The following is a 12,657-nucleotide window of genomic DNA, read 5'->3' as shown; positions in this document are numbered from 1 at the left end:
GGTTTTGAATTTAAAATCAAGAACAAATTTGAAATTAATTTTTAAATTTTGTTTGATTTGTTTGGTGTTTCTTTTGCGTTACTAATTAAGCAACGAAAATAAGTTTACCAAGTATCAGCGCATCGGTCAAGCCTATTTTTGAAAATTTATTCAAATTTCTTTCGGGCATCCCGTAACCATGATTTACGACTTGCCTCAATTGGTGCAAAACCCGAGTTTAAATGATAGTTAGTCCAATAATTCTGAGACTGGCGATTTGGCCGTAAATGTTGATCTAATACCTTAAAATCAACGTTATTAACCCTAGTAGATAAACTAATTCGTCCAGTATATTCATCAATATCGATAATAACTGCTTCAACAACATCCCCAATTGAAAACAAGTCATGAATATCAGTTACATATCCTTCTCTGCATTCAGAAATATGAATTAAGCCTCGATACTCACCCATGATATCTACAAATGCACCATAAGATTGAACTCCTGTAACCTTAACTTGCATAATCATACCGACTTTTGGTTTCATTAAACATCGCCTCCTAACTTAAAAACATTTTACTTGCTTTCATACTAAGTGTCCAATGCCAAAAGTTTACTTTTTTATAAACACTACGCCATTTTAATTTTATTCCAACGGTTTTTGGTATTATAGTAACTAAACATTAAAGGGACTGATTTTTTGAGTACATTAATCGATTTTGTTCTCCACATCGATAATCATCTAGTAAACATTGTCACAACTTTTGGTAACTGGACTTACCTAATACTGTTTGCAGTTATCTTCATTGAGACTGGGGCTGTAATTCTTCCATTCTTACCTGGTGATTCGTTATTGTTCGCTGCTTCAGCTTTAGCTGCTAATCCAGATTATGGACTCCATCCTTGGGGATTCGTATTCCTGTTCTTAGTTGCTTCAATTTGTGGGGACTCACTAAATTTCTATCTTGGAAGAAAATTTGGCGAATTGATTCCTAAGCATCCTGTGTTGGGAAGGTTCATTAAAGAGAAGAATCTTCAAAATGCCCGCAACTTTTTTGATAAGTATGGGGCATGGGCGATCTTCTTAGCTAGATTCATGCCAATCATCCGCACACTAGTACCATTTGTTGCTGCAACATCCAATTTTCCTACCAAAGATTTGCCAAATATAATATCCCCGCTTGCATTACTTGGGTAATTATTTGCTGTGGCGGTGGTCATTTCTTTGGTAATATTCCATTTGTTAAAGAACATTTCTCAATGGTAGTAATTGGAATTGTATTGGTTTCTCTAATTCCGGCTGTGTTCGGATTTATAAAAAGTAAGTTATCAAATTCCTAAATTTATCAAATTACGATTTACAACCATAACTCAGATTGATATAATTATGGTTGTTGTGGTGAGTTGGCAGAGTGGTAATGCACCGGACTCGAAATCCGGCGAACCCGTGTTGAACGGGCGCGCAGGTTCAATTCCTGTACTCACCTTAAAAATAAAAAACGGACTAGTCTCATTGGCTAGCCCGTTTTTTTATGTCAAAATTACTTGCTATGTGCTTTTTCATAATCTGCGATAGCTTGCGTACCCTTATCAGTTAAACCATTTATAAATCGATCAGCGTTAATGTACCCTTCTGCAATCAATGGGCGCGGATCACCGCCAATTACATTATCACAATAATCGACAAAATGGCTTGGACTAGTTCCCGATTCCACTCTACCTGACTGAATTGCCTTTAAAATATTATAATCTGTTTCTGTTAGTTCCACGATGTACGCCTCCCCTTACTCTTATACCAAAATAATACCACATTGGTAATTTTTGCATAAAAAAAGCACTCACTCGAGTGCTTTTTAGCTTAATTAATAAGTAACCAAGCTTAAAATGTCATAGTCTGCGATCTTGTCGCGACCTTTTAAATCTTTTAGTTCAATAATAAATGCAGTTCCAACGACGATCCCACCAAGTTCTTCAACCATTCTAATAGTAGCATCAATGGTTCCACCAGTTGCCAGCAAATCATCGGTAACCAACACACGTTGGCCCTTCTTAATCGCATCTTTACGTAAGCAAAGGCTAGCTTGGCCATACTCAAGATCATAACTTGCAGTAATTACTTCACCAGGTAACTTATCTTGCTTACGAGCAGGTGAAAAACCAATTCCAAGTTCATTAGCTACAGGACAACCTACAATAAATCCCCGAGCTTCTGGTCCAACAACCATGTCGACGTCACGTTCACGAGCAAACTTGACGATTTCATTGGTAGCAGCTTTATAAGCATCCCCGTTTTCAAGCAGTGGAGAAATATCTCTAAAGAGCACTCCAGGTTCAGGGTAGTTTTCGTAAGAAGCTATATACTGTGTAAAATCAATTGCCATTTAATTTCTTCCTTTCATCAGTTTCTAAATATTGCGAAACGAAACTGACTAATTCACTTGTGTTTGCTAACAATAGGTGTTGTTCTGCGTCAATCTGCTTTTCACGGAGTTGATAACTAGGCGCCATTTGTAGCTGCTTGCTCTCAGGATTGGGATTTAGTTTAATAACATTCCCAGACCGTGAAACAAATCCCAGTTCCAAAAACACCTTAATCATAAACGCTAATGACCGCTTATCTAGCTTTAAGCCCTGAGCAGCCTGGTTTAATTGATTAACTATGTCAAAATCTCGATGACTTGAAACGAACTTAAATAGTTTAGCATAAGATTGTCTTTCTGGCATCCCTATTTTTGAAACCATCTGTTTTTTATATAAATAAAAGATGGTCGTAGTGGGCCTTGTACTTTCTAAAACTGCCTTTAAATCATCAACTGTATCTGGACAGTCGACAACAAACAACGTATTTGAATGAGTATTTTGATTAACTAAATCTGTAAACAAATACGCATCCCCAGATTCAGGCACCACTGATGCTAACTGACGTTTGATAGAATCGTGGAAAAAGACATACGTCCCAGAGTTAGTGAACATCTTAGTGTGCAATTGATTAGTCCTTAAATCAACAATTGGCGGCATAATTTGATCAATATCTTCCACCATAATCTGCAGATTAGTTCGGTTACGCCAAGTATTAGCACCTAGTTCACCAATAATTTTTGTAGTACATGTTTGATTTGCAAGTTCCTCAGCATAATGGCCAAGTTTAAAAGCAATGGCCGCTATCTGATTTTGATTCCCTTTAATTGCAAATTTAAGATGTGATGAATCCTGCCCAATTCGTTTAACTTCAACCACTTCATTAAAATTAAATTCAAAAATTGGTTCAAGATTGTCTTCACCAAATGGAGCTAATTTACGTAAGTCCTGATAAAAAGCATCGGTAACCCCATCAATATTAACTTTCGCTGTGATAATTTTAGTGGGTTTGGATGTTAAATCCAACCGTTGCTCCTGGGCAGCTTTGCCTAATTGCTCTCTTAATATTGAAACTCGATCGGCTGACATTGTTAAGCCAACTGCTGAATGGTGACCACCGAAACCAATCATTTGTTCACGAATTGGATCAATTGCTGCAAATAAATCAAAATTAGAGATACTTCTCCCTGATCCCTTAACCTCTTTTGAATCAACTAATGTGGTTAAAACAATTGCTGGGCGCTGGTACTGATCGACTAACCTGCTAGCAACAATCCCTAGTACCCCCTGATGCCATCCTTCGCCCACAACAACCGTAACTGAGGCATCTCGATGTTCTTCGTCGGCTTCAATCATATCGACAGATTTTGCAAAGAATTCATCAACTAATTTTTTGCGCTCATCGTTTTGGTGATCAGCAAAGTTAGCAATTTCTTGAGCCTCTTCCTCATCGAATGTATGCAACAGGTCAACACCAACCCTTGCGTCACCCATTCTCCCTAAAGAATTCAAACGTGGTGCTAATGCAAAACCAATATCTTGTTCATTAAATGTCCCAAGATTTACCTTAGCTTGCTTTAACAGTGCTAGTAACCCTGGACGCTGGGTATTTTGAATCGCTTGTATCCCGAACGAAACGATCACTCGGTTCTCATCGGTTAACGACACAACGTCGGCCACTGTCCCGATGGCAGCAATATCCAATAAATCGTATGGAACCTCTTCTAACAGCGCAGTTGCAACTTTAAAGGCAACCCCGGCTCCAGATAACATCCCAAATGGATACAGCTTGCCATCTGCGGCTGCTACTCGTGGATGCACAATAGCATAAGCATTAGGCAATACTTCAGGTAGGTCATGATGATCAGTAACAATCACATCACAACCTAATTTATTGGCCAGATCTATTGACTCATTTCCGGCCACCCCATTATCAACCGTAATCATTAGAGTAGTCCCACCATTAATGATAGTTTCAAACGCCTGATTATTTGGTCCATATCCATCTGTAAACCGGTTAGGAACATATACATCCACATTCCCACCCAAGTCTTCAATCGCTTCCGACATAATAGTAGTACTCGTGATGCCGTCAGCGTCATAATCGCCATACACCGTAATCTGTTCAGCATTCGCAATTGCTGTTTGAATCCTTTCTACCGCCTTTTGCATGTCTGGCAGTAAATATGGATCATGTAAATCATTAATATCTGGAGTTAAAAAATGCTTGGCATCATCAATACTATCAATGCCCTTCGCAATCAAGATGTTAGCAATTAATTCACTAACCCCTAGTTGGTCTACAAATTGAGTAACTAACTGTGGATTTGATTGCTTGGTTGCAACTTGCCAATTGTACTTAGAATTAATCATTAATTATCTACCTTAACTTATAATTACAAATTCTGGTTTAGCTTCTCAATTTGCCTTTCAAGTTCCGTAATTTGCTGGTCTTTCTCGCCAATTGTTTGCTTTCCTGTAGAATTTTTCAACCGAGTTTCCATCATTTTTAAGCTTTTCTTTAAATCTTGGATCTGGTTTGATAATTCAGACTGTTTAGCATCACTCAACTTTTCGAAGCGCTTCATTTGACGATTCTTCTTAACCGTCTGTGTTGAAGAAAATGTAAAGATAATCAGTGACCCTAATAAAAGTGAAATTAAAATCAAAAGTATTAGTGGTGACTGAACTCTAGCAAATCCAAAGTTAACTTCGACCGAATTTAAGTTCATCAATGAGAAAATCGCCACAATAATAATTAAGATGATGCCAACAATTGTCCCTATTTGCTTCTTCATTTTATCTCCCCCTAAAACTACTGATGTTACTTATTGAACGGAACGTCAATCACATCAAAATCCCGAACCACTTTAGTATCCGCAAATACTGTTTGTGCTTGTTTTTCTAGCTCATGAGCCATTTTTCCTGTATAGCGAGCAGAAATATGATTTAATAATAATTTCTTCGCACCAGCGCTTTTAGCAATATTAGCTGCCTGAATGTTAGTGGAATGATAGTAGTTACGGGCTAGCTTATTCTCACCTTTGCCAAAGGTGCTTTCGTGAACTAAGACATCTGCGGACTCTGCTAACTTAATGGCATTGTTTGTTTGGCGGGTGTCCCCTAAGATTGCAACGGTTCTGCCTGGTTGGGCAGGGCCAATCATCTTACTACCATCAATAACCCGACCATCCTTTAAAGTAACTGTCTCACCATTTTTTATACGGCCATAAACCGGCCCAGATGGAATATTTAGTTCTTTTAGCTTATCAACCATCAACTCGCCTGGATGATCATGTTCAACGACTCGATAACCAAAACTTTCGATTCTGTGATCTAATGGGGCAACATATACTGAAAACTTATTATCTTCAAAGATTAATCCTTCAGCATTTGCCTCAAGTTCATGATAACGCAATTTATAAGAAAGTCTGGTTCCAGAGACTCGCAAACTGACATCAACAAATTGCTTAATTCCTTTTGGACCATAGATATCTAGGTCGCTCTCACCACCTTGATTTGATCGACTACTTAATAAGCCTGGCAAGCCAAAAATATGATCGCCATGAAGATGAGTAATAAAAATTTTTTCAATTTTCCGAGGTCGAATAGTAGATCTCAAGATTTGGTGTTGAGTTCCTTCTCCCACATCAAATAACCATACAGCATTAATTTCATCTAATAATCTAAGCGCTAAACTTGAAACGTTACGAAACTTTCCTGGAGAACCGGCTCCAGTTCCTAAAAATTCAATTTGCATAATTTATTTTTCCTTGTTTAAGTCGATTTACTAATCTAATTTTCAAAAAACACTATATAATTGTATCATAATTCGGTATTAAATATTCACAGACGGAGGTGTAACTTTGAACCTAGACGAATTTGTAAGAGCAACTAATTCACTTAATCCGACCCTAATATTACTAGTTGCAAAGGGACAGCATTTTGAACCGGTTACTCAAATCTCCCTAATTGAATCCACGATTTTTCTACAAACCAAAGCTGACAGTCCAAGCATCAATTCAACCTTGAATCTGAATCAATTTATAAAGATGCTTAAGAAAGTTCCAAATTCTTATGATATTCGGTTCTTTAACACTAAAAAATTGGTATTTGGGTTTAGAATTATTGACAAGACATTAGTATTCTACTAGGGGGAAAAATATATGAAAAAAATCGGTTATCTATTAGGCATCACGGGGCTCGTCCTCAGTCTGGCTGCGTGTGGGAATAATAATTCAAAACAGGCAAATGATAACAGTCAAGATAAAGATTCCTACTCTGCTAAAATGCAAAATAGTTCCTCAAATAAATCCGCTAATTCAACTGCATCTAAGCAAAGTTCATCTTCAAAAACAGCCTCAAAGGATCCTCAGAAAAAAAGCCGCACCAATCTAGCTAACTATCACTACACGGTGCCAGCAGCAGAGCGTCATCAGCCAAACTACACTAAAAACGGCAATCTAACCAAGCCCAAACAATTTACCTTTGATAATTTTGGCACCCGGCAGCAACTATCGAAAATTAACAGTCAATCTAAATCATTAAGCGTCGATAATATTATTTATAAAGTCACTAAGGCTAAAGTTATTAAGAACACGCCTAAGACAGCGGCTGCTAAGCAAGCTGTTGCTCAAACTCTAAATCTGCAGAGCGTTCCTAATCAGTACTACACCTTTGTTATCAACTATACAATCACTAACAAGCAAAGCGACACAATTGCGCTTAATGGAATTAACAACGTTAAGACTGATCAAGGCGACACACTAGCAGTAAATAATCAACTTAGCGATTCTTCCGCTGGTAATCATATTGAGCCAAATGAGACAAAAACTTTCACTACAGTTGGCTACCTACGCGATTATGCAAATCAACCAACCAATAAAGTAACCCTTAACTTTGGCGATATTTATAATTTACAGGGTAACAAAGTATCATCTGCTCCAACTCAGGGCTTAACAATTGATTTGAATTAATAAAAAAAGAGTTTAATCTCAGTTGAGATTAAACTCTTTTAATTTACCCAAATTTTAAAATCTTACTCATATCAGTAGCGACTAACTGAACAAACTTAGTGTTTCCAGTTGGGTTTGGATGAACATTGTCCTGCCAGAACCAGCTTGAATTACCTTGACTGTAGCCGTGCCAATCAATCATATACATATTCGAGTGTTTTTTAGCTGCAAGAGCTATCGTTCGATTAACTTCAGCTTCCCAATTTCTCGTTGGAACATGACAATTAATCCAGAAAATTTTGCGTTTAGGACCGATTTCCTTAATAACACTGTCAATTTGTTGACTAGTCATTGGTGAATTGGTTCCTAGATTAATAACCACATTATTGGCTAGTTCGCCCTTACTCTTTAATTGCTTAATGACAGATGACGCTTGCCAGATTTGTCGACCAACGGCAGCTGACACATATGCTTGCTGAAAGACAGTTTGTAAATCGTGACTGGTATCCGCCATGATTGAATCACCAATTGCCGTAACTGGTTGCTGGTGAACAGTTAAATATTGGCGTTTGGTCAAGCCAAATCTATTGGCAATTTGTTTTTGGGTTGGAGTTAATTTCTTCTTTAACAACTTCTGCTGCCGTTGAGTACTCTTAGCAGCAGCTTCTGCCTGCTTTTGTTTAGCTAAAGCCAACTTATTCTTTTTAGCGGCCTTAGCTTGATTCTTAGTGATATCAGTCTGTAGTGCCGTCTTGGCCTCTTTACTTGGAGCAATTGCACTACCATAAGCACAAATCCCTACTAATAGCACAATTGGTACTGCCCACAGCCGTTTCAGACCATAAGTTGACTGTTTACCAAAAAGTTTCTGATTGCGCTTGGAGTTCGTGTGTAATGATATCTCCGAAGCGGGTTCTCAATGTATCGATAAGATAACTCACTAATGATACAAATGATTGCAATTTCGATGATTGCATTCATAAATGGGTGTGCAGCGATGTTCGTAACCCGCATTTCATAGAAAATCATTACTGGAAATTGATAAAGATAAATCCCATAGCTTCTAGTTCCGACCCATGCAAATACTGGATTAGTTAGCCAACGATTTACATCAGACCCTGGATGTGCACAAGCAGCAATCAACGCGACTGATGCCAGTGACATCAAGAACATCCCACCACGGTAGGTAATGATATTTGACCAGCCAAGGTAAAATACAGCCATCCCATGATGGCAAAAGCTCCAATTCCTAACCCATTTAAGGTCCATCGACCACGATTAGAAATTTTGGCTTTTAAATGAGTTGCTGGCCAAATTATCGCTAATGTGACACCAAGAATGATTGAAAACATTCGCGTATCGGTGCCGTAATATACCCGATTAAGAGCATCCGGTCCCGTGTAGATTACTCCCATCAATCCAGCTGATAGCAGTGCGAATGTGAACATAATCCAAGCAATAATCTTTTTTCGCTTGATTAAAATAATCATTGCTGTAAGCAGCAGTGGCCAAATTAAGTAATACTGACCTTCGATTGATAATGACCATAGATGAGTAAATGGTGATTCACCATTAAAGCGATCAAAGTAACTTTGACCATGTCCAACTTCCCACCAATTATATAAATAAACCAAATTAGTACTAATGATTGATCTTAAGTTTGCCAACAAAGACCGTTGAAATAACGTTATGTATGCTCCCGTTCCGATAAGCATCGCAACCAGAGCAGGATATAATCGTTTCAATCTTCGAATATAAAAACCAATAAAATCAATTCGACCATTTTGCTCCCATTCTTGAAGCAGCAGGTCAGTAATCAGGTAGCCCGAAACCGCAAAGAATATCGGTACCCCCATATAGCCACCTTGCAGATTGTACGGTAACAAGTGATAAATAATCACTCCTGCCACCGCTAAGGCTCTAATTCCGTCAAATCCAGTAATATAACGACTTTTTTTCAGCCGTTTTCCCTTACTATTAGTACTCCCTTGTGCTTGTTGCATGTTGAATTCCTACCTTGTTTTACTTTTTAATTAGTCAACATAAGTAAAGGAGAAATCAAGGATTGTTACGGTGTCCCCATCTTTAGCTCCGGCATCTCTAAGAGCTTTGTCAATCCCCATTCCCCTCATTTTGCGAGCAAATCTTAACATACTTTGTTCATGCATCGTATCAGTCATTTTGAACAGCTTTTCAATTTCTGCTCCTCTAATAACCCATGATTCGAGTTCATCATCAAACGTAATGCTAAGATCATTACTTGTTTTATGATACTCGTATTCAGCAGTTTCTTCCACATGCTTAGTAGGAATTGCGACAGTTTGCTCTAATAAGTCAGCAGTTTTTGCACTAATTCTTGGAGACCATCATGCGTAACCGATGAAATTGGTAGTACTTCGAAATTCCTTTGTTCATTATCTGCAAGCTGTTGCTTAAATTCAGCCAAATTATCAGCTGAGTTAGGCAAGTCCATCTTAGTGGCAACAATGATTTGTGGCCGTTCAAGAATTGCTTCATCGTAGGCTTCTAGTTCTTTGTTAATAGCTAAGTAATCCTCAAATGGATCACGTCCCTCTTCACCAGACATATCAACCAAGTGAAGAATTACTCGCGTTCTTTCAACGTGACGTAAAAATTGAATTCCTAGCCCAACGCCTTCTGATGCCCCTTCAACAAGTCCTGGTAGATCAGCAACCGCAAAATCACGACCATCATTTAATCTGACCATTCCTAGATTAGGTACCAAGGTCGTAAAATGATAACCAGCAATCTTAGGCTTAGCACTAGTTATTACTGATAATAATGTACTCTTACCAGCAGATGGAAAACCAACTAATCCAACATCTGCTAGCACCTTTAGTTCTAACTTAAGCGAAACCTCTTCCCCAGGTTCACCATTTTCAGCGATTTCTGGAGCAGGGTTCTTGGCGCTAGCAAAATGGATATTTCCACGGCCACCACGACCGCCCTTAGCCACAACTAGTTCTTGATCTGGTTCGGTCAGGTCGCCAACAACTTCACCGGTAACCTCATTGATTACCGTAGTTCCTTCTGGTACAGGAACAACCAAGTTTTCAGCACTACGGCCAGTCATCGACTTATTGGCCCCATTACCACCAGCTGGAGCCTTAAACTTCCGATGATAACGGAAATCCATCAGTGTATTCATTCCGGAATCTACTTTAAAGATAATGTCGGCTCCGTGACCGCCATCACCACCAGCAGGGCCGCCATTAGGAACGTACTTTTCGCGCCGAACGCAACCATTCCGTTACCACCGTTTCCTGCTTTAACATCAATTTTAACTTGATCAACAAACATATATTTTCACCATTTTTTACCTTAATCTATTTAGTTCAGTACAGATGTACCCAAAGTGCAGTATACAGAGAATATAAATCAACGTCAAAGTAATTCTGCTAGTTGTTAGAAACAATTACCTATTCCTTAGTCGCATCAGCTTTCGCAATTTTTCCAAGTGAAAATTTAATTGTTTTTGCAACGGTTTCGCTAATCCCTAAATCTCTAATTTCTTGTTCTGGCGCATCAGCGATTTTCTTTAACGATCCAAATTTACGAAGTAACTTATTTCTAGTCTTAGGTCCGACCCCTGAAATAGCATCTAGTCGGGAAGTCAATGTATTCTTCGTATGCACCTTGCGATGGAACGTAATTGCAAATCGGTGAACTTCATCTTGAATTCGTTGTAGCAGATAAAAGCCTTGGCTCTTCGGGTCTAAGTGAAGGGGCGTGTCTGCCTTTCCAAATAATAAGTCTGCCGTTTGGTGATGATCATTCTTAACCATCCCCCCTACCGGAATGTTCAAACCAAGTTCATTAACCAGGACATCCTTAGCGGCATTCATCTGAATGTCACCGCCATCCATTAAAATTAAATCGGGCATATCTGAATGCTCTTTAAGTAACCGAGTATATCGCCGCCGAATTACTTCTCTAGTACTAGCAGCTTCATCAGCATGATCGACAGTTTTTAACTTGTACTTTCGATACAAGTTCTTATTTGGTTGCCCATCTTCAAAGACTACCATGGCTGACACTATATCTGCTCCTTGAATATGAGAATGATCAAATGCTTCAATACGATGTCCAGGAGCTATCCCCATTGCATCAGTTAATTCGTTCATTGCCCCAGTAGTCTTAGACTCATCCAATTCCATTAACCGGAATTTCTCTTCCAGCACTAGCTTAGCGTTTGTACCAGCCATATCTAGCAAATCCCGTTTTTGTCCCCGTTTAGGTGTTCTTACTGGAACACCCTCCACAACGTTGCTAATCACATCAGCTGGCAACGTGCTGGTACCAAAATCTCTTTTGGTAAGATCTGATTCTTTTGTTGATAAAACTGTGCAATAAAGCTAACCATTTCTTCATCGGGATCATTAATGATTGGAAACAAGCGCTTTTCACGTTTCATCAATCGTGATTGCCGGATAAAGAAAACTTGAATTGATAGCCATCCTTTATCCATATAATAATTAAAGATGTCACGAGGCGTATTGTCATTGCTAATAATTTTCTGTTTTTCAACCGTAATTTCAATATACTTAATTTGATCTCTAATCTCAGCGGCTCGTTCATATTCCATTTGTTCAGCCGCTGCTTGCATCCGCTGTGTTAGCAATTTTTTTGCACTATCCACATTCCCACTTAAAAACGATTTAATCTTTTTGATTTGTTCATCATATTCTTCTTTAGGAACGTCTCTAAAACATGGTCCCAAACATTGGCCCATATGATAATACAGACATGGCCGGCCTTGGTACCCATTACAACGTCTCAATGGATAAACTTTCTGCAAAAAGTTAACTGTCTCATCAGCTGCATATACGTTTGGATAGGGTCCATAATAATAAGCACCATCCTTAGACAATGAGTTAACGATTTTAATTTGTGGATCACGTTCATTAGTTATTTTAATGTACGGATATCCACCATTACCTTGCTTTAACTTAATGTTAAAGTATGGCCGATGCTTTTGGATTAACGTAATTTCTAAAAGAAACGCTTCCTTATCGGTAGAAGTGACAATGGTTTCAAAGTCAACAATTTCCGAAACAAGCTTAGCCGTTTTCCCTTCATGACTACTCTTGAAATAAGAACGAACTCGGTTCTTAAGATTTTTAGCTTTCCCAACGTAAATAATCTTACCGTTAATGTTTTTCATTAAATAACATCCCGGCATATCAGGCAATAACGCTAGTTTGTGTTCTAAATATTCACTAGCCAAGTTGTCCACTTCCCTTTAAAAGTCTAGTCAAAATTATAACGCGAATACATGTTTGCTTCAATCAAACTGAATTACAATCAAAGAAAGAGTGTCAACGAAGGCTTATTCCCTTATTG

8 protein-coding genes, 1 tRNA gene and 4 pseudogenes are annotated in these 12,657 nt (G+C 38.4%); 4 read left to right on the top strand and 9 right to left on the bottom strand.

The features are described 5' to 3' along the window. Positions 1-146: 146 nt before the first annotated feature. The gene (locus NBRC111893_RS09335; protein ID WP_125008869.1) at positions 147-527 is read right to left on the bottom strand and encodes a CvfD/Ygs/GSP13 family RNA-binding post-transcriptional regulator; all 381 of its coding nucleotides are present in this window, start codon (positions 525-527) and stop codon (positions 147-149) included. Positions 528-680: 153 nt separating this feature from the next. Between NBRC111893_RS09335 and NBRC111893_RS09330 the strand changes: the two are divergent. Together NBRC111893_RS09330 and NBRC111893_RS09325 are read left to right on the top strand one after the other, a co-directional pair. Next, a pseudogene (locus NBRC111893_RS09330) lies at positions 681-1,321 on the top strand (VTT domain-containing protein). A gap of 57 nt (positions 1,322-1,378) precedes the next feature. Continuing rightward, positions 1,379-1,467: transfer RNA gene (locus NBRC111893_RS09325), tRNA-Ser, on the top strand. A 54-nt stretch (positions 1,468-1,521) separates the two neighbouring features. On the opposite strand, the gene NBRC111893_RS09320 is transcribed toward NBRC111893_RS09325, so the two are convergent. The 5 genes from NBRC111893_RS09320 to rnz form a co-directional block, all read right to left on the bottom strand. Next, positions 1,522-1,749 (bottom strand): hypothetical protein, encoded by a 228-nt coding sequence (locus tag NBRC111893_RS09320; RefSeq protein ID WP_125008868.1) that lies wholly within the window; start codon positions 1,747-1,749, stop codon positions 1,522-1,524. A 93-nt stretch (positions 1,750-1,842) separates the two neighbouring features. Further along, on the bottom strand, positions 1,843-2,361 hold the full coding sequence (locus tag NBRC111893_RS09315; RefSeq protein WP_125008867.1) for an adenine phosphoribosyltransferase: 519 nt from the start codon (positions 2,359-2,361) through the stop codon (positions 1,843-1,845). Further along, a complete protein-coding gene (recJ, locus tag NBRC111893_RS09310) occupies positions 2,351-4,711 on the bottom strand; it encodes a single-stranded-DNA-specific exonuclease RecJ (protein ID WP_125008866.1) in 2,361 nt (786 codons plus the stop codon). Before recJ ends, NBRC111893_RS09315 begins: the two co-directional genes overlap by 11 nt. A gap of 23 nt (positions 4,712-4,734) precedes the next feature. Next, entirely contained in the window at positions 4,735-5,136 is a 402-nt protein-coding gene (locus NBRC111893_RS09305) for a lipopolysaccharide assembly protein LapA domain-containing protein (protein ID WP_125008865.1), read from the bottom strand. A 26-nt stretch (positions 5,137-5,162) separates the two neighbouring features. Continuing rightward, a complete protein-coding gene (rnz, locus tag NBRC111893_RS09300; protein WP_125008864.1) occupies positions 5,163-6,098 on the bottom strand; it encodes a ribonuclease Z in 936 nt (311 codons plus the stop codon). A gap of 106 nt (positions 6,099-6,204) precedes the next feature. Here rnz and NBRC111893_RS09295 point away from each other — a divergent pair, with 106 nt between their 5' ends. Together NBRC111893_RS09295 and NBRC111893_RS09290 are read left to right on the top strand one after the other, a co-directional pair. Further along, the gene (locus NBRC111893_RS09295; protein ID WP_125008863.1) at positions 6,205-6,492 is read left to right on the top strand and encodes a hypothetical protein; all 288 of its coding nucleotides are present in this window, start codon (positions 6,205-6,207) and stop codon (positions 6,490-6,492) included. 12 nt (positions 6,493-6,504) lie between these two features. Continuing rightward, the gene (locus NBRC111893_RS09290; protein ID WP_125008862.1) at positions 6,505-7,314 is read left to right on the top strand and encodes a hypothetical protein; all 810 of its coding nucleotides are present in this window, start codon (positions 6,505-6,507) and stop codon (positions 7,312-7,314) included. Positions 7,315-7,357: 43 nt separating this feature from the next. Here the strand turns inward: NBRC111893_RS09290 and NBRC111893_RS09285 are convergent. The 3 pseudogenes from NBRC111893_RS09285 to uvrC form a co-directional block, all read right to left on the bottom strand. Then, positions 7,358-9,296 (bottom strand): annotated as a pseudogene (locus NBRC111893_RS09285) (acyltransferase family protein). A 30-nt stretch (positions 9,297-9,326) separates the two neighbouring features. Further along, positions 9,327-10,614: pseudogene (gene obgE / locus NBRC111893_RS09280) on the bottom strand (GTPase ObgE). 119 nt (positions 10,615-10,733) lie between these two features. Further along, positions 10,734-12,541: pseudogene (gene uvrC / locus NBRC111893_RS09275) on the bottom strand (excinuclease ABC subunit UvrC). Positions 12,542-12,657: the final 116 nt, after the last annotated feature.

The organism is Lentilactobacillus kosonis, assembly GCF_003864335.1.
In the GTDB taxonomy this organism is placed as follows: domain Bacteria; phylum Bacillota; class Bacilli; order Lactobacillales; family Lactobacillaceae; genus Lentilactobacillus; species Lentilactobacillus kosonis.
The sequence above is the reverse complement of the archived record's forward strand: the minus strand, read 5'-3'. Positions and strand labels throughout refer to the sequence as shown.

Coding starts and splice junctions, on each gene's coding strand:
- NBRC111893_RS09335 (WP_125008869.1), bottom strand. CDS start 527: ATGAAACCAAAAGTCGGTATGATTATGCAAGTTAAGGTTACAGGAGTT.
- NBRC111893_RS09315 (WP_125008867.1), bottom strand. CDS start 2,361: ATGGCAATTGATTTTACACAGTATATAGCTTCTTACGAAAACTACCCT.
- recJ (WP_125008866.1), bottom strand. CDS start 4,711: ATGATTAATTCTAAGTACAATTGGCAAGTTGCAACCAAGCAATCAAAT.
- NBRC111893_RS09305 (WP_125008865.1), bottom strand. CDS start 5,136: ATGAAGAAGCAAATAGGGACAATTGTTGGCATCATCTTAATTATTATT.
- rnz (WP_125008864.1), bottom strand. CDS start 6,098: ATGCAAATTGAATTTTTAGGAACTGGAGCCGGTTCTCCAGGAAAGTTT.
- NBRC111893_RS09290 (WP_125008862.1), top strand. CDS start 6,505: ATGAAAAAAATCGGTTATCTATTAGGCATCACGGGGCTCGTCCTCAGT.